Here is a 25955-nt window from a genome sequence, read left to right on the forward strand (position 1 = left end):
GGAGAGTGTCATGAAGAACGGACCTGCACTATGCTTGGCGGCTCTTGTCGCGGGCGCCTCGCCCGCGCTGGCGCAGACGCTGACAAATCCCGGCTTTGAGGCCGGATGGGGAGGCTGGAACGATGTCGATCCGAACAAGGACGCGACCTCTGTTTCCGGGCATTTCAACACCGGGCTGAAATCTGCGAAGATCAGCAAGGAAACCGGACATTTCGAACAGACTGTCACGCTCTACCCGGACTCTGAGTATGAGCTGAAGGCTTTCGTGAAAGGCCCCGGCATCGTGGGCGTGGAGGTCGCCGGCACTGAGGTCACCGCCAGCTCTGCGGGCGATGGCGAAAACTGGGTGCAGTTGAACATTCCGTTCAAGACAGGGGCCGATACAGGCGCGCGCGTGTTTGGCGGCTGGGGCGGCGACGAGGCCCGCTTTGACGATTTCGAACTGGTGGCCGTTTCAGGCCCGGCAAAGATCGCAGCAGAGGAGGTCGCGAGTGGCCCCCGGGAATACACCACCCTGCCCGATGGCTGCGAAGGCATGGGCCAGCTGCGTGTCAAAAAGGTGCGCGCAGAGGGCGACTATGACAAGGAATACGCCCCCGACCGGGTGATCGACCATAGTTTCGACGCGGATTCGCGCTGGTCGGCCAAGGGCGCCGGGCGCGAGATCGTGCTTGACCTTGGTATGCCGCAGACCCTGAAAGAGCTGGGCATCGCCTTCTACAAGGGCCATGAGCGCAAGAGCCATTTCGAGATGGCGGCCTCTGTCGATGGCAAGGCCTACGCCGCCTTGATCCCGCGCACGACAAGCGCGGGCAAGACCACCGCCATCCAGCGGTTCGACTTTGACGACATGATCGCGCGTTACGTCAAGATCGCGGCCTATGGCAATGAATCGAGCGAATGGAACTCGATCCTCGAGATCCAGCCCTATGGCTGTGGCCTTGGCATGATCGACCCGACAGGCGACGGATCGGACATGGCGGAATATTCCAACAAGGGATTGTTCGGGTTGTTCACCGACGTCCCGCCATCCGAAAACTTTGACCTGTCCGGCTGGAAGATCACCGTGCCCTACGACAGGAACGGCGACGGCAAGGTGGATGAGATCGAAGAGGCAGAGCTTGGCTCCGGCTGGCAGGATCCAGAGGTTTTCTACACCGACCCCGTGACCGGCGGGATGGTCTTCCGCACTATTCCAGCGGGCGTCACCACGCAGAATTCCAGCTACGCGCGGTCAGAGCTGCGCCAGATGATGCGCGCCGGGGATACCTCTATCTCTACCCGCAACGACGATGGTACGCCCACGCAGAACAACTGGGTCTTCTCGTCTGCACCGCAAGAGGCACAGGACATGGCGGGGGGTGTGGATGGCACCTTGCGCGCCACGCTGGCCGTCAACCAGGTCACCCGGACGGGCGAGCAGGGCAAGGCCGGTCGGGTGATCATCGGCCAGATCCATGCCAAGGATGACGAGCCGATCCGTCTGTATTACCGCAAGCTGCCGGGCAACAAGTTCGGGTCGATCTACTATGCCCACGAGCCCATCGGCAAAGATGACATCTGGGTCGAGGTCATCGGCGAGCGCAAGGACAATGCCGAAAACCCGGTGGACGGGATCGCGCTGGACGAGATCTTCAGCTACGAGATCAAGGTATCCGGCAAGGAGGTTGATGGCGTCATCCACCCGATGCTGGACGTGAAGATCATCCGCGACGACGGCACGGAAATCGTGGCCCCCAGTTTCGACATGGTGGAAAGCGGCTACAACGTTGCCGACGACTTCATGTATTTCAAGGCCGGGGCCTATTCGCAGAACAACAGCACCTTGCCGGGCTGGCGCGATGCGGATCAGGTGACCTTTTTCAAGCTGGAAACCGAACACTGATCTGAATGACTGATCGGGGGGGCCTGAACTGTCATGTTCGGGCCCCTTTTCTGTCCGGTGCGGGCTTTGCGGGCGCGCCGGAATATCTGCGATAAAGCGGATTGTGCCTGCCGCCCCCTGCCCCGCAGGTCAGACCGGCTCTTGCCCGTTCGGCTTTGGATAATCGCACATGCGCCCGGTCGCTATCCCAAGACAGGCGCGCCATTCATGCCGTGCCCCTCTGTCTTGCTGCAATCCGGGTGACCGCCTCAGGTGAGCGGCGAGCAATCCGACGCGCTCAGATCCTGAACCGGGTCGCCTTCACTGCATTCCTGCCCGCTGACCGGATAATGATCCGGCTCTGCACATCCGGCCAGAAGGACGAGCAAGAACGCGGCGGCGAATTGAAATGGTCTGATCATGGTTAGCCTACCTTTTCGGTGGTGATGTGTGATCGCGGGAAACACCCGCGACCGATGAATGTCTTGCGACGATGTGGCGCCGCGATTGCCCCGATGCGGAAGGCTGGCGCGACCGCTGTGCAACGCATAGCTCGGGCCGGCTATTGCCGCGCATCCGGCGCCCTCCGCTTCGTGCGCTGAAAGCCCTCGCCATCCCCGTATTCAACGAATTCCGGGTAAAGGTCGTGCATGCCCGCCATGCGCTTGGCATGTTTGATCGGGCACCAGTGCTTTTCCGTCCGCCCCGCGATCTCGCGCGCATAGGCGAGCAGCCCGTTGCCATAGGAACAATACATGCAGTTCAGCTTTTCCAGCCCGTTGAGATAGGGCAGCTGGCCGCGATCAAAGGTGATGTAGTCGGCGCGCTTGACCTTCTCGATGCCGTAGACCGGAAAGCAGATCGCCTGATAAAGAGTTACAAACAGGTCCAGCAGCACGAAGGGGATGATGACCGCATAGATCACCGGGGCCGTCAGGACGACAAGCAGCCGCGCCCCCGCGATGTAGGATCCCAGCCTCTGCCTCAGCTCACGTTGCCGGCGCAGCACATCCTGTTCAAAAATCACGCGCCCGCGTTCGATCCGGTAGTGAAACTCCTCGCGCCGACGCTCGAATTCATCCTCAAGCTCGTCTTGCAAGGCGCGCATGTTCTCGACCAGCCTGTCAACTCTGTCGGCCATGTGGTCCCCCTTTGCGATCAGCGTTGTCCGGATGCCCTGGCATGCCGTTTCGTCCTTTCATGCGTGCCTCCGAATGTCAGGCCGGTTCCGCGGCTATTCGGGGGCGTCATTCATGGGCAGAGTAGCGCCTTCCGGCTTGCGTGTTTTTGAGGTCGATCAACCCGGCGCAGATTTCACGCCCCGCGATGCGGCGACGAATCTCCGGCGTCCCGATACCCACACGAAGGCACAGATTTCATGCCATTGATCGCCGCACGTGCAGGCCTGCACAGGGCTTGTTCGTGTTTTTTGACGTATTTCTGAACCGATCAGTTTGCATTGAGCAGAGTTTGCCTTAGTTAAGCCCCAGCTCTCGAACGACTCACAGGGACATTCCGTGCGCAAAATTTTCTCGATTTTCTGTGTTCTCGCCCTGACCGCGAGCCCGCTCGCCGCTCAGGACGTGCCAAAACCGGTAAAGCTGATGGAGCTCCGTTCCGGCCCGATAGAGCTGCAACGGCAGTTCTTCGGACAGGTGCAGGCCAGACAGACCGTTGATCTGGCCTTTCAGGTCGGTGGGCAGATAGAGGTTCTGGACGCCGATGAAGGCAGCCAGAAGGCCAAAGGCGCGCTGATTGCGAGGCTCGACCTTGACGGCTACCAACGTTCGCTGGCGCAGGCGCAGGCCAATTACGACAAGGCGCAGCGCGATGCGGAACGGCTGGAATCACTGCGCGGTCAGGCCGTGTCAGACGTGCAGGTGCGCGACGCGGAAACCCAACTCCAGCTGGCCCAAATCGCGGTTGCGGATGCGCAGGACAATCTGAACCACGCAACCCTGCATGCGCCGTTTGATGCGCTGGTCGCGCGGCGGCTGGTGGCCAATTTCACCACTGTTCAGCCCGGAACCCCCGTGGTCCGGCTGCATGACGTGTCAGAACTGCGCGTCGATATCGAAGTGCCCGAAGTGCTGTTCCGGCAGGCAGGCGCAGGTGGTGCCGTGTCTTTCCTGGCAGAGCTGCCGGGCGACAGCACGCGCTACCCGCTGGTCATGCGCGAGTTCGAGACCGAAACATCCTCTGTCGGGCAATCCTACACGATCACGCTGGGCTTTGTTGAAAACCCCGGCGCCTTTGTGCTGCCCGGCGCGTCAGTCACCGTTTATGCTTCGGCCACCGGGGCGGCCCCTGACGGGACGATCCTGCCCGAAACCGCGCTGATCTATGACCCGGCGGGCAAGCCGTTTGTCATGGTCTACGAGGACGGCACCGTGCGTTCTGTCCCGGTAGAGATCGAACTGCACCAAGACGGGCGCATCCACATGACGAAGGGCCCCGCGGATGGCACGCAGATCGTGCTGACCGGTGCATCGCAACTGTCGGACGGGCAGCCCGTGCGCCCCTTTACCCGCGTCGGAGAATAAGCCCATGTCCATCGCGCGCGCGTCCATTGACAGGGCGCTGATCACCTGGATCCTGATGCTGGGATGCCTGCTTGGGGGGATTTGGGGCTTTGCCACGATCGGGCGGCTCGAAGACCCTGCCTTCACCATCAAGAACGCCATCATCATCACGCAATATCCCGGCGCCACGGCCGAACAGGTGGCGCGCGAAGTCTCGGAACCCATCGAATCCGAGATCCAGAAGATGGGCGAGATCGACTTTATCACCTCGTCCAACAAGCCCGGGGTCAGCCGCATCTCGGTCAATATTGAATCGACCTATGATGGCTCGGAACTGCCGGCGATCTGGACAAAGCTGCGCAACCGGGTGGAGGACGCCCAGCGTAGCCTGCCCCCCGAAGCAGGCACGCCCATCGTCAACGACAATTTCGGCGACGTGTATGGCGTTTTCTATGCCGTGACGGCGCCGGGGTTTTCGGATGCCGAGGTGCACGAGATTTCGGACTATCTGCGCCGCGAGCTTCTGGCCGTTGACGGGGTTGCCGATGTTGCCGTGGCCGGGCTGCCCGAAGAGGCGGTCTATGTCGATGCCCGAACCTCGATCATCACCAATCTTGGCATCGCGCCGGACGCCATCGCCGCCGCCCTGTCCACCACCGACACGCGCACCGAAGCGGGTAGCGTGACGCTAAGCGGGCAGGATGTCCGCATTCAGGCGCCCGAAGGGTCCGATACGGTCGAGGAGATTGCCAATCTGACCATCGGGGTCGGCGGCGATGTGATCGACCTGCTTGACCTTGCAGAGGTCAGCCGCAGCCGTGTCACCGAACCAAGCCAGATCATCCGTTTTCAGGGCGAGGACGCCTTTACCCTGGGCGTCGCGGGCAAGGCCGATCTGAACATTGTCGATGTGGGCAAGCGGGTTGACGTGCGCCTGTCAGAGATCCTGCGCGACATTCCGGCGGGGGTGGAGTTGCATCCGATCTACCAGCAGCATGTCGTTGTGGACGAGGCCTCCAACGCTTTCCTTCTGAACCTTGCGATGTCCGTGGCCATCGTGGTGATCGTGCTTGCGCTCTTCATGGGGTGGCGGGCGGCTGTGGTTGTGGGCGCGACGCTGCTTCTGACCGTCGTGGGAACCGTGTTCCTGATGTCTGTCTTCAGCATCGAGATGGAGAGGATTTCGCTTGGTGCGCTGATCATCGCCATGGGCATGCTGGTGGACAACGCCATCGTTGTGGCCGAGGGCATGCAAGGCGACATGAGCCAGGGCAAGACCGCCCGCGACGCGGCAGAGGACGTGGCCAGCAAGACGCAGATCCCGCTTCTGGGGGCCACCGTGATCGGCATCATGGCCTTTGCCGGTATCGGCCTGTCACCGGACGCAACGGGTGAATTCCTGTTCTCGCTTTTTGCCGTGATCGGGATCTCCCTGCTGCTGTCCTGGGTGCTTGCCATCACCGCAACCCCGCTTCTGGCGCATTACTTCTTCAAGGTCGGCACCGGCGAGGCGGGCGATCAGTATGGCGGTCCGCTGTTCAAGGCGTATCGCGGGATCCTGTCGCTGGCGCTGAAACTGCGCTATCTGGTCATCCTCGCGCTGATCGGCATCACGGTTGTCTGCTATATCGGTTTCGGACAGGTGAAGCAGCAATTCTTCCCCGACAGCAACACCCCGCTTTTCTACGTGCATTACAAGCTGCCGCAGGGTGCCAGCATCCATCGTGCATCTGAAGATATGGCCGTGGTCGAGGATTGGCTGAAAGAGCGCGACGACGTCGTCGCCACGTCGACCTTCATCGGCGGCGGGGCCACGCGGTTCATGCTGACCTATGCCCCCGAGGAGTCGCTGGCAACCTATGGTCACCTGATCATCCGGACCGAATCCCTTGAACAGATCCCCGAATTGCGGGCCGATCTGGAAGAGTTCGGGCGCAACACCTTGTCCGCTGGCGAGTTCCGGACAGAGCGGCTGGCCTTCGGCCCCGGCGGTGGCGCTCCGATCGCTGCGCGTTTCTCCGGGCCGGACCCGGTGGTGCTGCGCCGCCTGGCCGAGGAGGCAGAGCAGGTGCTGATCGGCGCATCGGACCAGTTGCAGGATCTGCGCACCGACTGGCGGGAACGGGAATTCGTGATCCTGCCCCGCTTTGCCGACGAACGCGCCAAGGCCGCCGGTGTCACGCGCGAGGATGTGGCACAGTCCCTGCAACTTGGGTCCGAAGGGATCAGCGTCGGTTTGTACCGCGAAGGTGACCGGCTGATCCCGATCATCCTGCGCACCGAAACCGCCACCGCCGAAGGCATCGCGCATCTGGCGGATCTTCCGGTCTATTCCGCCGCGGCACAGTCCTACATCCCCGTGACTCAAGTGACGGACGGGTTCGGGTGGGAAGCGCAGAACACGCTTCTGATGCGCCGCGACCGGGTGGAGACGATCACCGTTCAGGCCGGGGTTCCGGCGGGTGTGAACGCATCGGCTGTCTTTGGTGAAATCCGCGACGTGGTCGAAGCGATTGACCTGCCCGAAGGCTACAAGCTGGAATGGGGCGGCGAGTACGAGAACTCGACCAAGGCGCAGGCAAGCCTTGGCAAACAGCTGCCCCTATCGCTGATCATCATGGTGCTGATCTCTGTCCTGCTGTTCGGCACGATCCGCCAGCCCGTGATCATCTGGCTGCTTGTCCCGATGAGCGTCAACGGCGTGGCTTTGGGGCTGCTTGGCACCGGTCTGCCCTTCTCGTTCACCGCGCTTCTGGGTCTGCTCAGCCTGTCGGGCATGCTGATCAAGAACGGCATCGTTCTGGTCGAAGAGATCGATCTGGTCCGGGCCGAGGGCGTCGGCTTCCGTCAGGCGATCCTTGATGCGTCAACCTCGCGTCTGCGGCCGGTGGTTCTGGCGGCGGCGACGACGATCCTCGGGATGATCCCGCTGTTGTCGGATGCGTTCTTTGCGTCGATGGCGGTGACGATCATGGGCGGGCTTGGTTTCGCGTCGATCCTGACGCTGATCGCCGCGCCGGTCTTCTACTACAGCTTCTTCCCGAAAGAGCGACGCGCTGACGCCAAGGCCACGGCCTGACGACCCCATCGCCGCCGGGGCATCACCCGGCGGCCGGCCCCTACCCCCGCCCTGCCTGAAAATGGCGGGGCGGACACACGCCCCCGTTAAGCCGGACCCATTCCAAAGCACCGTCGCTGCCAATGGCGCGGCCCCGCTTTCTTCACATCGAGACGATGCAAAGCGCCCCCCGAAACCGGGGGGGGGGGCGGGTAAGGCACATTTCACGGCCCCTCGCCGCGACAGGCCAACCGCAATCGCGTGGCACCAGCCTGGGATCAAGTGGCCCCGCCCCTGCCCCTCGCCCAAAGTCATTGACTTCGATCAAGGCTCGCCGAGCGCGCAAACGCTATTTATCATGCAGTGATCCCCGGCACGATGCGACAGGTGAAGCTTGACCAATCGGACCACAAACGCCGCGCAAGCGCCCTCCTCTCCCGGCAGGACGTTCCACACGGAAGGGCTGAGCAAGGTCTACAAGACCGGCGAAACGTCGGTCACCGCGCTTGATGATGTGACACTTGATCTGTTCGAGGGGCAGTTCACCGTGCTTCTGGGCGCATCCGGTTCCGGTAAATCCACATTGCTGAACATTCTGGGTGGGCTGGACACGCCGACATCCGGCCGCGTCTGGTTTCGCGAAAGCGAGCTGACCGCGCTTAGCCAAAGGGGGCTCACGCGTTACCGGCGCGACAATGTCGGCTTTGTCTTTCAGTTCTACAACCTCGTCCCGTCCCTGTCCGCGCGTGAAAATGTCAGGCTGGTCACCGACATAGCGCCCGAACCGATGCACGAGGATGAGGCCCTGGGGCTGGTGGGGCTTTCCCACCGGCTGGATCACTTCCCTGCGCAAATGTCCGGGGGTGAGCAGCAACGCGTCGCCATTGCGCGCGCAATCGCCAAGCGGCCGGGCGTCTTGCTCTGCGATGAACCGACCGGCGCGCTGGACAGCAAGACCGGCGTGCAGGTGCTGGAAGTGCTTGAGCAGGTGAACCGCGAAACCGGCACGACCACCGTGGTCATCACCCATAATGCGATGATCCAGAAAATGGCGCACCGGGTGCTGTTTTTCACGGACGGGCGGCTGGTGGACGTAAAGACCAATGCCCACCGCATTGCCCCGTCCGAGATCGACTGGTGAGGCGCAGATGATCCGTGCCCGCGCCATCGACCTGAAGCTTTTGCGTGACCTCAGGCGGATGTGGGCGCAGGTGCTGGCCATCGCGGTCGTGCTGGCCTGTGGCGTTTCGGTTCTGCTGATGTCGGTGGGCATGTCGGGGGCGCTCGACCGGTCCCGCGCGGCCTATTACGAAAAGAACGCCTTTGCCGACATCTTCGTTCAGGCCAAACGCCTGCCCGCCACGCTGCTGCCGGAACTGCGCGACATTCGCGGCGTCCGGGATCTGGAGGCGCGCATCTCGCGCTTTGTCATCCTTGACCTGCCCGGACGGGTGCGTCCTGTCACCGCGCAGATTGTGTCACTGCCCGAGGCAGAACGCCCCCAGCTCAACCAGTTGATCCTGACCGAAGGCCGCTGGCCCGATCCCGGCACAGTGGACGAGATACTGGTCAATGCCCCCTTTGCAGAGGCGCACGGCTTTCACCCCGGTGACAGTTTCGCCGCCAATCTGGGGGGCACGCGGCGTGAACTGACCATCGTCGGGGCCGCCCTCAGCCCCGAATTCATCTACACGATCGGCCCCGGTTCCATGATGCCCGACCCGGCCAGCCACGGGATCATCTGGCTGCCCGTCCCTGCCGCCGAAGCCGCATTTGACATGACCGGCGCGGTCGACAACATCGTCGTCTCGCTGACGCGCAATGCGCAGCCCGAAGCCGTGATCGACAGGATCGACACGCTGCTGGAACCCTATGGCGGCGTCGGCGCCCATGACCGCAGCGACCAGATCAGCCACGCCTTCCTCGACTCCGAAATCGAGGGGCTGCGGATCATGGCTTGGATTCTGCCGCCGGTATTCCTCGTGATCTCTGTCTTTCTGGTCAATATGGTGATCGGCCGTATCGTGGCGCTGGAACGCGCAGAGATCGGGCTTCTGAAAGCCACCGGCTATTCCAATCAGGCGATCCTTGTGCATTACCTGCTGCTGGCGGGGCTGGTCGCGCTGATCGGCATCGGGATCGGGTTCATATTCGGCGCGTGGCTTTCGCGATCCATGGCCGAAATCTACGCCCGCTTTTACGATTTCCCTGAACTGATCTTCGGCATCTCCTGGACGACCTATGCGCTTGGCGCGCTGGCAGGGTTTGGCGCCGCGTCACTGGGTGCGATCCGCGCGGCGCTTGCCGCGGCCCGCCTTCCACCCGCCGTCGCAATGGCACCCGCCCCGCCACCGGTCTTTTCGCAAGGTCTGCTGGACCGGGTGCTGACCCGGCTGCGCCTGCCACAAACGGACATGATGATCCTGCGGTCAATCACGCGCTGGCCCATGCGCGCGGGCACCACCTGCCTTGGCTACGCGCTTGGCACCTCGGTTCTGGTGGCATCGAATTTCATGCCGGATTCGCTGAACCGGCTGCTCGAGATGTCGTTTGACCTGTCAAACCGGCAGGATGTGATCCTGACCTTTGCCAATGACGTGCCCGCCTCCACGCTGGAAGACGCCCGCCGCCTTCCCGGGGTGATGCAGGCAGAGGGGCTGCTGTGGCTCTCTGCCACCTTCCGCAACGGTCACCACGAGGAAGACGCCACCGTACAGGGCATCGTGCCCGGCGCCGATCTGGCTCGCATTCTGGGAGATGACGGCGCGGTCGATCCACCCGAAGAAGGCCTGCTGCTGACCGAAAGCCTGATGCCCCGGCTGGGCCTGCGGATCGGCGACGAGGTGGAGATGACGCTGACGGGTCGCCTGACAGATCCGGTGAGCCTGCCGGTCGTGGGGGTTGTGCCGCAATATCTGGGACCATTCGGCCATATGTCCGCCCATGCCGTGGACCGCATGCTTCGCCGAGAGCCGCAATTCTCTTCAATCATCGTGACGCTCCGCTCTGATCAGGAAGACGCGTTTCACGCCGCCATCAAGGATGCGCCGGGCATCGGTGGCGCGCTGCTTCTGTCGGATAACAAGGTGGCCTTCGAGGATACGATCGCGGCCAACATGAATACAATGTCGCTGATCTATGTTCTGCTGGGCGCCGCGATCTCGGTGGGTGTTGCCTATAACGGCGCGCGTATCCAGCTGTCAGAGCGCGCGCGCGAACTTGCCTCGCTGCGCATCCTCGGCTTCGGCCTGTGGGAGGTCAACTGGGTGCTGATCGGAGAGGCCATGTTGCTGGCCGTTCTGGCCCAGCCACTGGGCTGGTGGATCGGGTTCGAGGTGGCGCGGCTGATGACCACGCAGTTCTCGTCCGACCTCTATGCGCTGCCGCTCGTGATCCGCCCCCGGTCCTTTGCGCTTTCCAGCGTCGTTACCCTTGCCGCAGCCCTTGGTGCTGTCTTAATCGTCCTGCGCCGCGTCAACCGGCTGGACCTTGTCGCCGTCATGAAGACACGGGAGTAAGCCCCATGATATCCGTCAGAACGCTTCTCATAACGCTCGTCGCCGTTGCCATTGCCGCAGCCCTTGCCACCGTTGCCTTCCGGGTCGAACCGGAAGCGGTGGATCTGCATGTGCTTTCCAGGGGACCGATGGAAGTGACCGTTCAGGCAGACGGCGTCACCCGCGTGCGCGAAATCTACGAGGTCGCAGCCCCGGTCACCGGCATCGCGCAACGCGCGCCCGTCCGTGTTGGCGACGAGGTGATCGCAGGCGAAACCGTCGTGGCGGTGGTTGAACCCGCCGCAGCCCCCATCCTTGATCCGCGAAGCCGCGCGCAGGCCGAGGCTGCGCTGGCCGAGGCGAAAGCCGCCGAACAGGCCGCGCTGGCCGAAATCCAGTCCGCCGAGGAACAGCAGCGCTATGCCCGCGCGCAATATGATCGCACAGAGCAGTTGGTGAGCCGCGGCATCTCCACCGAAACCGCGCTTGAAAGCGCCACACTGCAACTCAACGCCGCCACGGCTGCGCTTGACGCGGCCAAGTCGCGGCACGAAATGGCGCTGGGGTCTGTCGTCCGGGCGCAAGCCTTGTTGGAAGACCCCGAAACCCAAAGCTACGCCTGCTGTCGCGAGGTCACGTCCCCGGTCAGCGGGGTGGTGCTGCGGCTTGATATGCTGAGCGAGCGCACCGTTCAGGCAGGCACTCCGCTTCTGGCAGTGGGCGACCCGACCGATCTGGAAATCGTGGCCGATCTGCTGTCCTCGGACGCGGTTGAGCTTCCGAAGAACGCCGTGGCGCGGGTGGATCGCTGGGGCGGCAGGGAGCCGCTGGATGCGGTGCTGAGGCGCGTGGACCCGGTGGCACGCACTGTCGTATCCGCACTCGGCATCGAGGAACAGCGCGTCGACGCGGTCTTTGATCTGCTGACCCCGGCGGAGGAACGCAAAGGGCTCGGTCAGAATTACGGCGTGTTCCTCACCATCGTGATGTGGGAGACCGAAGATGCGCTCCGCCTGCCGCTTGCCGCCGCCTTCCGGACCGACGATGGCTGGGCCACATTTGTCGCCGAAGACGGCGTTGCCCGGCAACGGGATGTGACGCTTGGCCGGATCGGCGCCCAGCAGGCAGAGGTTCTGGCGGGACTGTCAGAAGGCGAACAGGTTGTCCTGCATCCCGCCAATGCCCTGTCCGACGGAGTGAAGATCACGGACCGCGCGGCAGAGACGCTGCGCTGATCTAGTCAACTAACCGGCGCGGCAGAGCCGTCACTCGCGCACAGGTTTTTCCGGCACTGCGTCGCGAGGGGTGATCCGCAGGCTTCGCAGCGCGTTGAGGATGACGGCCACATCGATCACCTCTTGCAGCACCGCGCCCTGAACCGGCGTCAGGTAGCCGAAGGCCGCAGCGATCATCCCCAGCACCGACAAGCCGATCCCGACCACCACGCTTTCCATCGCAATGTGGCGCGACCGGCGGGCAATCTCGATCCCCGGTCCCAGCTCATCCACCCGGTCCACCAGCAGAACCACGTCTGCGGCTTCGGCAGAGGCCGCAGCTCCGCGCGCGCCCATCGCGACGCCCACATCCGCCGCGGCAAGTGCAGGCGCGTCATTGACACCGTCCCCCACCATCATGACCGGGCCATGCTTCCGCTCGCTCAGCACCAGCAGCACTTTCTGATCGGGCGAGAGCCCCGCCCGCAACCCGTCAAGGCCAAGCCCCTCTGTCACGCGCTCTGCCACCTCGATCCGGTCACCGGTCGCCAGCAGGATGCGCTGCACGCCCTCGCGCCGCAGCCCGGCCAGCATCGCATCCGTGCCGGCGCGCAGCGGATCAGCCATCACCAGATGCCCGGCCATTTTCCCGTCAATCGCCACGGCAACCAGCACAGACCCGGCATCAAGATCCGGCCCTTCACCCGAAACAGCCGCGACCTTGCCTGCCACAAATGCGTTTCCACCGACCAGCACCTTGCGGTTCTCAACCATGCCTTCGACGCCTTCGCCGGGCCTCTCGAACACCTCTGACGGGACAGGCAGGTCCAGCCCGCGTGTTTTTGCGGCGGCAACGATTGCCTGCGCGACCGGGTGTTTCGACGCCTGATCCAGCGCCGCTGCAAACCGCAGAAGATCGCCCTCGCTGACACCGTCATAGCTGTCGATCGAAACGATTTGGGGCCGTCCGTCAGTAAGCGTGCCGGTCTTGTCGAGGATCAGCGTCCTGATGCGCGCCATCGTCTCCAGCGGACCTGCGCCCTTGATCAGCACACCGAAATGGGCAGCCCGCGACAGGCCCGCAACCAGTGCCACCGGCACCGCCAGGATCAGCGGACAGGGCGTCGCCACCACCAGAACAGCGACCGCGCGGATCGGATCACCCGTGAACCACCACGCGGCAAAAGCGATCACGACCGTGACCGCCAGAAACCCCAGCGACCAGCGATCTGCCAGCCGTGCCATCGGCGCTTTTGACCGCTGCGCCTCTTCAACCAGCCGGACGATCCCGGCATATGTGCTTTCCCGCGCGACACGGGTCGCCGTCAGATCAAAGGGTTCGCCCGCATTGGTCGATCCGCTCATCGCCTCGGCGCCCACGGACAGATGCGCAGGCAGCGACTCGCCGGTCAGGGCAGAGGCGTCAACAAAGGCAGTGCCAGAGGCGACAGTCCCATCCACTGGCACCACGTCGCCCTGCCGGATCAGCAGCAGATCACCGGGCTCGATATCATCCAGCGGCACCTCTTCCAGTCCGCCATCGCGGTGCCGCGTCGCCGTTCTTGGCACGCGCGACAACAGGGCGTGCATTTCGCGGCGGGCGCGCCCTTCGGCAAAGCTTTCGAGGAAATTGCCGCCCGAATACATCACGGCCACGACGGCAGCCGCCAGCGTTTCACCGAAGGTCAAGGCGGCGGTCATCGACAGGGCCGCAACAATGTCGAGCCCCACCTCGCCCCGCCACAGGCTGCGCAGGATTTCGACGACCAGCGCGGCCAGCACTGGCAGCACGCCAAGCGTCCACGCCATATCAGCCGCAGCGTTTCTGTCCGCAAAGTAAAGCGCCAGCCCGACCACAAGGCCGACAACAGCCAGCGCCAGCAATGCTTTTCTCAAAAGATCGGTCCGTGTCTGTTGCAACTGCTCAATGTCTCCGGTGGCGCGTGCTGCATCATTACGCAGGGGCGCGGGGGCGTCGAGCCTGAGTTACCGCGCACTGTTCGACCCCGCCATAAAGAACCTCAAAAAATCATGACGTTATAGACGTTTCTGCAGAGCCTGCGGCGTATTGGCTCGCACAGGGCCTGGGCCAGCAACCCTTCACCAGCGAGGATTGACCGGCGCGAACTGTCACACAATCATTACAACGAGGTGTCATAGAGCCGCCATCCACGCCCGCTCGCCCGCCGCAAATTCGCGCGGGAAAGGGACACCATTCACGCAAAAACAAGTTGACCAGCCTAATATATTTCCATTATTCATGAAATATGGAATCAAAGCTTATCCTTCGCCTGTCCACCCTAAGCCATCCGCAGCGAATGGCTGTCTTCCAGCTGCTGATGCGGCGCTATCCGGACGATCTTTCGGCCGGCGAGATTGCCGATGTTCTGTCGCTCAAACCCAGCACGGCCTCTGTCTACCTGTCGTCGCTGACACAGGCCGGGCTGATTTCGCAACGCCGCGACGGGACACGGTTGCACTATGCGGTCAACCTGACCGCTGCAGGCGAGGTTATCTCGGATCTCTTGCTGGATTCGTTTCGCGGCCGGGCCGATCTGTTGCCACCGCAGCTTGCCAATCAATTGAGGAGCACCCCCATGACTGACAGGAAATACAACGTCTTGTTCGTCTGCACCGGAAATTCCGCCCGGTCGATCTTTGCCGAGACCATTCTGCGCGACATGGCTGGCGACAAGTTCACGGCCTATTCAGCAGGCACGCAGCACCGGTCAGAGCTGAACCCCTTCGCCGTCGAAATGCTGAAATCCAAGGGGCACGAAATCTCGCATCTGCGGTCCAAGAACGTGAGCGAGTTTTGGGGTCCGGATGCCCCGCAGATGGATTTCGTCTTTACCGTCTGCAACCGCGCCGCCAATGAGGAATGTCCGACATGGCCCGGCCAGCCTGTATCTGGCCATTGGGGCATGCCCGATCCGGTGAAGGCCGAGGGCACGGACGCGCAGAAAAGGCTGGCGTTTCAGCAGACCTACGGCGCGCTGCGCAACCGGATCACCGCCTTCACCGCCCTGCCCTTCGAACAGCTGGATGGCAGCTCTCTTCAGAAACATGTCGACGAAATCGGCAGGGAAAAGATCGCAGAGGATCACTGAACACATGACGACCTATGCCCTCAACGGCCTCGGGCGCATCGGCAAGCTTGCCCTGCGCCCCCTTCTGGAAAGCGGCGCGAAGATTGCCTTTGTGAATGACGCCGTAGGCGATCCGGAAATGCATGCGCTGCTGCTGGAATTCGATTCCGTTCACGGCAAGTGGCCCGCCGAATTCGCGACCGATGAAAGCAGCATCACCATCAACGGCACGCGCCTTCCGCTGACCAATGCCTGCAGGCTGGAGGATCTGCCGCTGGACGGCGTCGATGTGGTGATCGACTGCACCGGCGCGTTCAAGACAGAGGCAAAGCTGGCCCCCTATTTCGCGGCAGGGGTGAAGAAGGTGATCGTGTCGGCTCCGGTCAAGGATGGCCCGACCGCAAATATCGTCTACGGCGTGAATGACAACATCTACGACGCGGGCACACATCAGATCATCACTGCGGCCAGCTGCACGACAAATTGTCTGGCGCCGGTGGTCAAGGTTTTGCTGGAAGGCATCGGCATCAAACACGGATCGATCACCACGATCCACGACGTGACCAACACCCAGACCATCGTGGACCGCCCGGCCAAGGACATGCGGCGCGCGCGGTCGGCCCTGACCAACCTGATCCCGACCACGACAGGTTCGGCCACGGCCATCACGCTGATCTACCCGGAGCTTGCAGGCAAGCTGAACGGACATGCCGTGCGGGTGCCGCTGCTCAATGCCTCCATCACCGATTGCGTGTTCGAGATGGCGCGCGCAACCACCGCCGAAGAGGTCAACGCCCTGTTCAGGGCCGCAGCCGAAGGTCCGCTGAAGGGTATCCTGGGTTATGAGGAGCGCCCGCTCGTCTCCTCCGACTACACCAATGACACGCGCAGCAGCATCGTTGACGCGCTGTCGACCATGGTCGTGAACGGCACGCAACTGAAGGTCTACGCCTGGTACGACAATGAATACGGTTATGCCCACCGGCTGATCGACGTCGCGCTGATGGTGGGCGGCAAGCTATGACACGTCCGGCAGGGCTTGGCGCATATATGACCGTGACGGCGGCCTATTGGGCGTTCATGCTGACCGATGGCGCGCTGCGGATGCTGGTCTTGCTGCATTTCCACACGCTGGGTTTTTCACCGGTGCAACTGGCCTACCTCTTCGTGCTTTACGAGATCGCGGGCGTGGTCACCAACCTGTCGGCGGGCTGGATCGCGGCGCGGTTTGGCCTGACATCGACGCTTTATGCCGGGCTTGTCCTGCAGATCGTGGCGCTTCTGGCGCTGGCGCAGCTTGATCCGGCCTGGGGGATCACCGCATCGGTGATTTTCGTGATGCTGGTACAGGGGCTATCGGGCGTCGCCAAGGATCTGGCCAAGATGAGCTCCAAAAGCGCGGTGAAGATCCTTGCACCAGCCGATGATGGCGGGCTGTTTCGCTGGGTCGCCATCCTCACGGGGTCCAAAAACGCGGTGAAGGGCGCGGGCTTCCTGCTGGGGGCCGCGGTACTTGCGCTCTTTGGCTTCGTGCCGTCGGTTCTGACGATGGCGGCGATCCTCTTTGTCATCCTGATCGGCGTGGCAAGTGGCATGCCCACCGGCCTGCCGGTTGGTCGCAAGGATGCGAAGTTTTCCGAAGTGCTGTCGAAGAACCGCAACATCAACTGGCTGAGCGCCGCGCGGCTGTTTCTGTTCGGTGCCCGTGACGTCTGGTTCGTCGTCGGAATCCCAATCTATTTCTACGCCGTGCTGTCGGACGGCAGCGAGGACGGCAACCGCGCGGCCTTCTTTACGATCGGGACGTTCATGGCCGTCTGGACCATCCTTTACGGGATCGTGCAGGGCTGGGCACCCAGCATCCTCAAGGCGGCCTCCCGCAGCCCCGAAGAGATACTGGCGCAGGCCCGACGTTGGGTAGCAGCGCTGGCCGTTGTTCCTGCACTGCTGGCCACGCTGGTCCTGATCGCGGCAGAGCCGTCCCCTGCGCTGACCGTCACAATCATCGCAGGCCTGCTGATCTTTGGCGGGATCTTCGCGGTGAATTCCTCGCTGCATTCCTTCCTGATCCTCAGCTTCACCGATGCCCGCCGCGTCACGATGGATGTCGGGTTCTACTATATGTCCAACGCAGCGGGGCGGCTTCTTGGAACGGTGCTGTCGGGATTCACCTATCAGGTGGGCGGCTTGCCACTGTGCCTGGCAACTGCGGCGGTGATGATTGGCCTCAGTTGGCTGGGCACATCGCAGCTGAACGCCAGGGTTGATACCGAAGCGCGGGCCTGACGCATCGCGCTGACGGGAACCGCTGCTTTCCGGGCGAGATGAAGGACTGGGGCGGCCAGATTTTGGTCGCCCCGTTGGTTTCGGCCCTTAGGCCTCAGTCGTTGAACCCGCGCTGGATCGGGATGGGCTGCACCCCGAATTCTGCCGCGCGCATCCCCTGCTCGGCGGCGTCGCGCGCCTCGAAAAAGTTGGTCAGCGCAATGGCGACCTGAAACGAGAAATCCGTGGAATAGGCCGCATCGTTGGTAGAGGTTCCGGCAGCCACGTTCTGAAACCACAGCATCCATTCGTCGGACCCGCCCGCCGCAGGCGGCATCGGCCCGCCATCCGGCACGGCGCCTGCTGGCACAAGGCCGGTCACGGCCGGATATTGCGCATTGATATGGCAGGACAGGCAAGAGGTCGTGTTCAGATCCGCAGGCCCGTTCAGACGCCCGTTCCAGCCCAGATGCTGTGGCGGCAAGTCGGGCGAGTCGGTGATGATCGTCTCTTTCAGATCCGGGTTCACCTCTGTCTTCACCGGCGGGAAAGGTGTTGTCTTGTTGGTACGATTATCGGGGTCATTGCCCCACATCAGGCCAACCGGCACGAGGTTCTCGAACTTGTTCTCGTTGCCCAATTGGCCGTTATAGGCAAAGGTTCCAAGGATCCATCCGGTCTCTCCGGCGCGGTCGTCCCGCACTGCAATATCCATCTGCAACAGGTTGACCTGCTGGACAGCGCGCGTGGACGACGTCCAGAAATTCGGCGTGATATAGGCCAGCCATGACAGCGGGTTTTCCAGAAATGGCAGGTGGTCGACACCTTTAGGCGCGTCCGTGAACAGCAGTTTTGCAAACACCGTCCCGACGGGGAAGCCGCCGCCATAGCGCCTGTCCGTGGCCTCGGGGTTGGGCGCGTTCTGGTCTTTCCACATCTGGCCCATCGTATAGCCGCCCTGTTCGTTGATCAGCGTGATCGCATAAACGGAATAGTTGCCATCCTGCCCCATCTGCCCCGATCCAAGCTGCCCCGGTGACACAGGTGCCTCCTTGATCAGCCCGCGAAACCCTTCGGTGCCGCCATTGGGCGGATAGGCAGAGGTCGAGGTATGCAGCCAGGGGATGTGATACCAATTGGCCTGGCTGTTGGCGAAAGGGTCCCAATCGGGCGTATTTCCGGCAAGCGCATAATCCCGCACAGCCATCAGATAGGCATGGGTATCGGTCTGGAAATCCATCTCCATGAAGGGCGGCAGCTCTTTAGGCACGGCCTCTGGAAAATCGGTCTTGAGCCGAAAGATCGGCTGGTCGCTCCAGCAACCGAAATATTCCGCGGGCGTCACCATGAACCCGAAATCCGGGTATGGGCTTTGCGGCGCGTTGGGGTTTTCGGCGACGTAATTCGGCGACTGGTTCGTGCCCGGCGCCACTGGTTTTGTCGCATTAGCCGGACAGGCCGGATTGATCGCGGCGGCGCTTTGCGCGACGCCCATGCCCGGTGCCAAAAGCAGGGCAGCAATTGCGGGGGATAGAATTGCTTTCATGTCTATGCTCCTCGTCGTTTGGAAAACAGTTTCGGGGGTCAGCCATTCAGCTGTGTCAGGTCGAGTTCGCAAGCGTCCCGGACCGCGTCGACCGTGGCGGGGGCATCGAGGTTGAAGGCCCAGGGCAGTCCGCGTTCGACCCGCGAGGCGCGCACCGCGTTGCGCAACGCCAAGAACACGCTGGTTGCCAGCACCAGCGGCGGCTCGCCCACCTCCTTGGAGGACAAGACGCCATCAGTCGGGCTGGGCGGCACCTCTGCCAGATCGCGCGGGAAAAGATGCACGTTCATCTTAAGCGGGATCGAGGTTGTGGCGGGCACCTTGTAGCGCCATGTGTTGAGCGTATTCAGTCGGCCGGCCTCATCACCCGTCTGCTGAAAGGCCAGCTTTTCGGACAGGACCAGGCCGATGCCCTGGACAAACGCGCCCTCGACCTGACCGATATCGATTGCGGGGTTCAGGCTCCATCCCATGTCATAGGCAATGTCAGAGGAGATGACCTTGCTTTCGCCGGTCAGCACATCAACCTCGACCACCGAAACTGCCGCCGAATAGGTGAACCCCACGAAATTGTCGAACCCACCGCCATTGGCATCCGGATCGACGGTATAGCCCGGAATATGCGGCTGCTGGTCATGGGGTTTGTAGGTGACATTGGGCATCGAGACCTCTCCGCCCCGGATCGGCGCGGTGAAGGTGGCGGTCAGGCCAATCCGGTTGGTATGGGCAAGCGCCACGATCTTTTGCCAGACCAGATGCACCCCGTCGCCGGAACAGGCCTGCCAGCCCTCGGCCCCATGGTTCCAGTAATCGATGCCCTGCGCGGTACACCATTCGTCGCCATGTTCGGTGCGCATATCCTGCGCAAAGCCCAGAAGCCGGTCGCGCATCTGCCCGCACAGCTGTTTGACCGCCTCGCCGTTATAGGCCGTGCCGGTTGAACCGCCGGTGCTGATCGGGTTGGGGATGACGCTGGTCTTGGCCGCCTCGACGATGATCATGTCCTGAGGGATGTTCAGCACGTAGGACGCAATCTGGCGGACCTGTGTCAGCAACCCCTGCCCCATCTCGACGCCGCCCTGATGGATGATCACCGTGCCATCGGCCTGATAGATCGACAGCATCGCCGTGGCCTGTTCCAGCATGGTCAGGTTGTAGCCAGAGCCGTATTTCACCGGCATCATCGCAATGCCGCGCTTGCGCCATTTATTCGCCGCGTTGAAATCCTCGACGGCTTTCAGCTTTGCGGCATAGTCGCATTGCGTTTTCAGGTAATCCCAGACCTCGCGGATGTAGCAAAAGGACAGCGCCTGACCAAAGGGCGTGACGTCGCCCCGCTGATAGAGGTTCTTGGCGCGCACCTCTTCGCCCGTCATGCCAACGGCATAGGCCGCGTCCTCGATGGCGCTTTCGACAATCAGCTTGCCCTGTATATCCCCAAAGGACCGAAAGGCCGTGCTGGGTGCGGTATTGGTCCGGCACACGTCAATCTGGCTTTGGAAATTCGGGATGCGGTAGGCATTGTCGATCCGGGTCTGAATGCAGTTGGAGACAATGAAAGAGCAGTCGTAGAACGCACCCCCATCCCCCCAAAGCCGCGTCACGAAACCCCGCAGCAATCCGCGATCTTCCGGGTCGAGTTCGCCCTTGTCGATCGCCACCCGTGTCTGGCCGTAATAGCCGTGCCGTTTGCCGATCATCGCCGTGTCCTGCTCGCGCGTCAGCGCCAGCTTGACGGGCCGCCGGATGGCATCGGCCGCCTTTGCCGCAGCCCCGGTGACAAAGCGCGCCTGTTCGGTCTTGCCGCCGAACCCGCCCCCCACGGGCGGGATCTGCACATCGATCCGGTTGTAATGCATCCCCGTTGCCATGGCGGCGGTCTGGTGCATTTCCATCGGGCTTTGGCTGGAAGGGCGCAGCACCATCTGGTGACTGTCCACCGGCTCTGCAATGGCGGCCTGCGGTTCCATGTAGAAATGGATCTGGCCGCCAACCTGCTGGGTCTGCCCGACCAACCGGCATGGCACGCCGTCCAGCGTCATCTCTTCGTCCAGCGGCGTCCGGTCAAGCGGGTCTTCGTCAGAGTTGACCCAGTCAAGCTTGCTGCCCGGCCGGGTGATCCGCCAGATATGCGAGATGAAACTCGCCTGCGAGGGCCAATCGGGATAGATGCTGCCAACCGCTATTGCCTGCTCCAGCGACAGGACCGGATGATGCCACCAGTCGGGCGCATCGGCGGGCACCTGCGTCGCCTCGTAATGGATGCACTCCGCCTCGACATGGGCCGCGATATCCTCGGCCGCCTGTGCGTGCTTCGCGGCGATCAGCGCGATAGTCTGCCCGATATAGCTGACCTCTTCCTCTGCAAAGATCGGCTGGTCGGACCCCATGCCTTGCAGGTTGATCTGGCCGGGGCCAAAATCGTCGGACGTCATGATGTCCACGAAGTCCGGGAATTTGTCGCGCAGGTGGTCACGCAGATCGGCCACCTTCACCTTCCTCCTGACGCCCGGGCAGGTGAATGCAAAGCGGGAAAGCGCACGCTGCGATTGCACCAGACTGGCATAGGCGGTGTTGGGCGGCACGGGCAGCTCATGCGCATAGTGGATCTGGCCCGAGGCTTGCTCCATCGCGCGCCCCTTGATGAAAGGCTCGCCCACCGGCTGTTCGAAACTGCGCGATTTCCACGACTGATGGCCGTCGCTGACAGGCCACCTGCCCCATGACATCTCGGCCGCGGATGAAAGATCGGACGGCACGGAACGACCGTGTGAAATCAGCGCGGCAATGATGGATTTGTACAGGAAACTGACGGCAAGCTGCGCCTTGTACCGGTCGGAAATCCCTTCGGACGGCAGGCCCTCCATCCGCTCTGCCCACATCTCCAGTTGGACGAGAACTTCGGTTTCAAGGCATGTCGTGATCTTCGGGATAGCGGCCAGCGACAGGCCCGTCTCGGCAATCAACGCTTCGGTCTGCCGCGCGCGCCAAGGATATGGCGCAATCCCCCCGAACACCAGCACAGGGGCCGCGCCGTCAGGGCCCAGATGCGTCGTCGCATTCACCAGACTGTGCGAGTTGACCTCCCGCAGGGCAACCTTGTGCGGGTAATAGCCTCTAACGGCGTGCTTTTTCGGCAGGATGAAAGCCAGAAGCACCAGCGACGCGGCAAGGTCGGGATCATCCCGGCACGCTTTGACCAGCTGTTGCAGCGGCATCACCTCGGCATCATTGCCGCGCCTGATATCGATGAATTCAACATCTGCCCCCACCCCGACCATCGCCGTCGCAAGATCCGACGGGAAAGGCTCTGCTTCCTCGATATGATGCAGCACCAGCATGAGGTTGCCGCCGATCGTGGCCGCGTTACGCACGATCCGCCCCGCAGTGCGCATCGCCATATGATGCAGCACGCCAAGGGCAGAGGACGTGTCAAAAAAGGTCTCTCCCTTCTTTTCGACGGTCAGCCCCTGTTTCGTCATCTCGCCTTCGAGAAAAGCGATCAGGTCACTATAGGTCGTCCCGGCGGACAGGCGGATCGCCTCTGGCGTAACGTGCGGCGGCGCGTTCAGCTCTGCGATCTCCCGAATGTCGAGATAGTCCGCAGCGGTGACATATTCGTCCTTGTAGATCCCGAAAGAGGTGTTGGCATGGACAAGCCGCATGGGCCCCTTCCCGGCCATGCGCATCACATCAATCAGCCCGGCAAGATCCGCTGGCGTCGTCCAGCGCTTGCCCTCCGCCTTTACATCGACAGGCCGCGCCGGGGCCTTTGCCGCCGAAGGGAACGGGATGTTGACCGACCGCAAGGGGCGTTGTAGCCCTGCGTCGCTGTCCAGTTTGCATTTCATACGGTTGCGCGCATCCGCTTCTGTCCAGTCAGAGGCGAATGATTTCATGCCTGTCAGGATGGGCCGGTAGCCGGTGCACCGGCACAGGTTGCCGTCAAAGGCCTGCTCGATCTCCCGCTTCGTGGCCTTGGGGTTGTTGGCGATGAATTCGGACATGTTCATCACGAACCCGACAGAGCAATAGCCGCATTGACTGCCGTTATTCGCGGCAAGCCGGTAGGCGACGGGGTTCATGCCACTCGTTTCGGCTTTGTCCTGCGGGACGCGCGCCTCGGCGGCCGGGGCGACCCCTTCCGCCTGATTGCGGGCCTCGGTCCCGGCGGCGCGGCGCAGGTTTTCGTGATGCGCGCGCGCCTCGGCCATTTCCTTCTGGATATGGGGCGTCTGCAACGGGGATTGCGGCGCCATGCGCGAGAACACCTGCGCATGCGCGGGCCGCTCAGGACGCCCACGCGCGACGCCCCCCGTTCCTTCGATCGTGGTCACGGACAGCCCGTCCAATGCGCAAACCGGGCGCAGGCAGGAATTGATTGCGCGATGCTCTGGCTGGTCCCCGTCGCCGTTCCAACGTGACAGGATCACCGTGCAGCCGCCACATCCGCCCTGCCCGCAGGGCTTCTTGGGGCCGGCCAGTCCAATCTCCGGTGATCGCAGGAAATCAATCAGTAAAAGCCGGGGCGATGGATCATGTACGATCTGACGTTGCCCGTTGAGAAAGAAGGAGACGCTATTGCTTGTCATGTTCGAATATCACCTGCGCGAAGTCAGTTTGGAATGTGCGATCGGGGGAACGGGAAAAAGATGATACGAACCAAATGGGGGCCCTCGGCAATCCGCCGGGAGCGGTCGTTCTGACCATTTGTCTGACCGCAAACCGCACATCCCGCAAGGAAAATTTCCCGCTATAGCTGTATTCTGTGCGATCAGATCGAGTTAAACGAGTGCTCCGCGACATGGCGCAAACCCACGCAAGACGGACGTTGACGTCGCTCGGCACGGCATGCGGAACGGTCGCCCACACGGCGGCGTCAAGTCGTTCATGTGGCAGCTTTTCGGTCAGGCCGCGATGGCTGGAAGGCGGCCACCCGCGACCACGCCGCCATGCCGGAACCACACGGGATCAGTACGCATCCATTGAAACAGCATCGTGACGCGACACGGGGGCTGTGCGCTTTCTGTCAGGGTCACTTAGCCCGAGTGCAGAACGCACGCCCCGCGAGAAGCAATCAGGGTGTCGAGGGTGCCCCCCCGCCCGCATTGCCGCGCCCGCCGGTTTTCAGCAATCCCAGCAGGTGGTGAAACTTTTCGCCCTGAACCGCGACATGGCTGCGCATGACATCCGCAGCACCCGCCGCGTCGCCGTCCTTCAGCGCGTGGACCACGGCCTGATGCTCTGCCATGGACTGTTTCAGCCGCCCCCTTGCGCGCAGTTGCATCCGGCGAAACGGCCGCAGCCTGCGTTGCAATCTCAGGGCCTCCTGTTGCAGAAAGCCGTTCCCGGCCTGCTCATAGATCAGGGCGTGGAAGAGTTCGTTCTGGTGGTAATAGCTGTCGGTATCATTCGCCGAAACCGCCTCGGCGCAGCGGGCATTCGTACTTTCCAGCCTTGCAAGCGCGTCGTCGCTGATGCGGCTGGCCGCCAGACGGGCGCAGACCGCCTCCAGCTCTGCCATGACCTCGAACATCTCGATCAGCTCCACCGGTCCGGGCTGGCGCACGAAGACACCCCGGCGCGGAATCTGATCGACCAGACCGGAAAGCGCCAGCCGTTGCAGCGCTTCGCGGACGGGCGTGCGCGAGACGGAAAACCGCTCTGCCAGCTGCACCTCGTCAAGCCGCGCCCCGTCGGCAAAAGTGCCGTCGAAGATCAGCCCCTCGATATCGTCGGCAATGATGTCTGACCGTTTGCGATCCATGAACAGCATAGATCACGAAACCGCTTTGAACGCAATATGAGCCGTCTTGTATACAGTTTGGTTGACATGATGCGCCATCGCTGCCACCGTCCCGGCAGTCTGGACAAAATCCGGCACTTTGGGAGGAAATCATGAAACTGTCATTCACCGCCACCGTCGCGGCCGCTGCCCTGTTCACATCCGGCATTGCGGCCTCTGCAACGGAATTGCGCCTGTCGCATCAGTGGTCCACCAGCGATGTGCGTCACGAAGTGGCCCAGATCGTCGCTGACGAAGTGGCCGCTGCTGATGTCGATCTGGAGATCAAGATTTTTCCATCCGCCTCGCTTTTCAAGGCGCGCGAGCAGTATAACCCGCTCAGCCGTGGGCAATTGGACATGACGGTCCTGCCGCTCAGCTACGCGGGCGGCCAGCAACCTGCCTATAACCTGACGCTGATGCCGGGACTGGTGAAGAACCACGATCACGCCGCGCGCATGAACGACAGCGAATTCATGGGCAAGATCGAGGAGATCATGGCCGGGGATGATGTGAAAGTACTTGTCCACGGCTATCTGGCGGGCGGTTTTGCCGGCAAGGATGGCTGCATCACTGCGCCCGAGCATATGGAAGGCAAACAGACCCGCGCGGCCGGCAAGGCGTTCGAGCAGATGCTGGCAGGTGCCGGGGCGTCCATCGCGTCGATGGCCTCGTCAGAGATCTACAACGCGATGCAGACGGGCGTTCTGGATGCGGCCAACACGTCGTCATCTTCCTTTGTCAGCTATCGCATCTACGAACAGGTGGCCTGCTACACGCCTGCGGGTGAATACGCGCTGTGGTTCATGTATCAGCCGCTGTTGATGAACAAGGCCACCTTTGACGGTCTGACCGAAGACCAGCAGGCCGCGCTGATGGCGGCGTCGGAAAAAGCGCAGGCCTATTACCTTGAAGAGGCCAAGAAGCAGGACGCGGAGTCGGCCAAGGTCTTTGCCGATAACGGTGTCGAGATTGCCCAGATGAGCGCCGAGGAGTTCGAAGCCTGGCGCGCCCTGGCGCAAGAGACGTCCTACAAGGCCTTCGTCGAGGAAACACCCGGGGGTCAGGAGCTTCTGGACCTGGCACTTTCGGTAGACTGATCCCTGAAAGGGGCG

The 25955-nt window shown here is 62.5% G+C and carries 16 protein-coding genes; 10 read left to right on the forward strand and 6 right to left on the reverse strand.

Annotation, left to right across the window (positions count from 1 at the left end; translation table 11 throughout):
* The first annotated feature begins 10 nt into the window (after positions 1–10).
* Positions 11–1885, forward strand: a complete 1875-nt coding sequence (locus EDD52_RS00935) for a polysaccharide lyase family 7 protein (RefSeq protein WP_165907430.1) — start codon at positions 11–13, stop codon at positions 1883–1885.
* Positions 1886–2133: 248 nt separating this feature from the next.
* On the opposite strand, the gene EDD52_RS23585 is transcribed toward EDD52_RS00935, so the two are convergent.
* Both EDD52_RS23585 and EDD52_RS00940 read right to left on the reverse strand, forming a co-directional pair.
* A complete protein-coding gene (locus EDD52_RS23585) occupies positions 2134–2286 on the reverse strand; it encodes a hypothetical protein (RefSeq protein WP_165907431.1) in 153 nt (50 codons plus the stop codon).
* A 140-nt stretch (positions 2287–2426) separates the two neighbouring features.
* Positions 2427–3005 (reverse strand): hypothetical protein, encoded by a 579-nt coding sequence (locus tag EDD52_RS00940; RefSeq protein ID WP_132241150.1) that lies wholly within the window; start codon positions 3003–3005, stop codon positions 2427–2429.
* A 376-nt stretch (positions 3006–3381) separates the two neighbouring features.
* Between EDD52_RS00940 and EDD52_RS00945 the strand changes: the two genes are divergently transcribed.
* The 5 genes from EDD52_RS00945 to EDD52_RS00965 all read left to right on the forward strand — a co-directional run bounded on the left by EDD52_RS00945 (position 3382) and on the right by EDD52_RS00965 (position 12176).
* On the forward strand, positions 3382–4407 hold the full coding sequence (locus tag EDD52_RS00945; protein ID WP_132241151.1) for an efflux RND transporter periplasmic adaptor subunit: 1026 nt from the start codon (positions 3382–3384) through the stop codon (positions 4405–4407).
* A 4-nt stretch (positions 4408–4411) separates the two neighbouring features.
* On the forward strand, positions 4412–7465 hold the full coding sequence (locus tag EDD52_RS00950) for an efflux RND transporter permease subunit (protein ID WP_132241152.1): 3054 nt from the start codon (positions 4412–4414) through the stop codon (positions 7463–7465).
* 373 nt (positions 7466–7838) lie between these two features.
* Positions 7839–8585 (forward strand): ABC transporter ATP-binding protein, encoded by a 747-nt coding sequence (locus tag EDD52_RS00955; protein ID WP_132241153.1) that lies wholly within the window; start codon positions 7839–7841, stop codon positions 8583–8585.
* A gap of 7 nt (positions 8586–8592) precedes the next feature.
* The gene (locus tag EDD52_RS00960) at positions 8593–10962 is read left to right on the forward strand and encodes an ABC transporter permease (protein ID WP_132241154.1); all 2370 of its coding nucleotides are present in this window, start codon (positions 8593–8595) and stop codon (positions 10960–10962) included.
* A gap of 5 nt (positions 10963–10967) precedes the next feature.
* Positions 10968–12176 (forward strand): efflux RND transporter periplasmic adaptor subunit, encoded by a 1209-nt coding sequence (locus EDD52_RS00965; protein ID WP_132241155.1) that lies wholly within the window; start codon positions 10968–10970, stop codon positions 12174–12176.
* A 30-nt stretch (positions 12177–12206) separates the two neighbouring features.
* Here EDD52_RS00965 and EDD52_RS00970 read toward each other — a convergent pair whose 3' ends face one another.
* Entirely contained in the window at positions 12207–14075 is a 1869-nt protein-coding gene (locus tag EDD52_RS00970) for a heavy metal translocating P-type ATPase (protein WP_132241156.1), read from the reverse strand.
* Positions 14076–14422: 347 nt separating this feature from the next.
* Between EDD52_RS00970 and EDD52_RS00975 the strand changes: the two genes are divergently transcribed.
* The 3 genes from EDD52_RS00975 to arsJ are packed head-to-tail and all read left to right on the forward strand — an operon-like array spanning position 14423 to position 17530.
* Positions 14423–15265 carry an arsenate reductase/protein-tyrosine-phosphatase family protein gene (locus EDD52_RS00975; protein WP_132241157.1) on the forward strand — a complete coding sequence of 281 codons (843 nt, stop codon included), beginning with the start codon at positions 14423–14425 and terminating at the stop codon, positions 15263–15265.
* Between the two features lie 4 nt (positions 15266–15269).
* A complete protein-coding gene (locus tag EDD52_RS00980; RefSeq protein ID WP_132241158.1) occupies positions 15270–16268 on the forward strand; it encodes an ArsJ-associated glyceraldehyde-3-phosphate dehydrogenase in 999 nt (332 codons plus the stop codon).
* Positions 16265–17530, forward strand: coding sequence for an organoarsenical effux MFS transporter ArsJ (gene arsJ, locus EDD52_RS00985; RefSeq protein WP_132241159.1), 1266 nt, complete (start codon positions 16265–16267; stop codon positions 17528–17530). Before EDD52_RS00980 ends, arsJ begins: the two co-directional genes overlap by 4 nt.
* A 94-nt stretch (positions 17531–17624) precedes the next feature.
* Here the strand turns inward: arsJ and EDD52_RS00990 are convergent, their stop codons facing one another.
* The 3 genes from EDD52_RS00990 to EDD52_RS01000 form a co-directional block, all read right to left on the reverse strand.
* On the reverse strand, positions 17625–19055 hold the full coding sequence (locus tag EDD52_RS00990; protein ID WP_132241160.1) for a hypothetical protein: 1431 nt from the start codon (positions 19053–19055) through the stop codon (positions 17625–17627).
* Positions 19056–19093: 38 nt separating this feature from the next.
* Positions 19094–23647 (reverse strand): molybdopterin cofactor-binding domain-containing protein, encoded by a 4554-nt coding sequence (locus EDD52_RS00995; RefSeq protein ID WP_132241161.1) that lies wholly within the window; start codon positions 23645–23647, stop codon positions 19094–19096.
* Between the two features lie 485 nt (positions 23648–24132).
* Entirely contained in the window at positions 24133–24822 is a 690-nt protein-coding gene (locus EDD52_RS01000; protein WP_132241162.1) for a GntR family transcriptional regulator, read from the reverse strand.
* A gap of 131 nt (positions 24823–24953) precedes the next feature.
* Here EDD52_RS01000 and dctP point away from each other — a divergent pair, with 131 nt between their 5' ends.
* Positions 24954–25940: a TRAP transporter substrate-binding protein DctP gene (dctP, locus tag EDD52_RS01005; RefSeq protein WP_132241163.1), complete on the forward strand. Its 987-nt coding sequence runs from the start codon at positions 24954–24956 to the stop codon at positions 25938–25940.
* Positions 25941–25955 lie beyond the last annotated feature (15 nt).

It is taken from the genome of Primorskyibacter sedentarius (assembly GCF_004342065.1).
In the GTDB taxonomy this organism is placed as follows: domain Bacteria; phylum Pseudomonadota; class Alphaproteobacteria; order Rhodobacterales; family Rhodobacteraceae; genus Primorskyibacter; species Primorskyibacter sedentarius.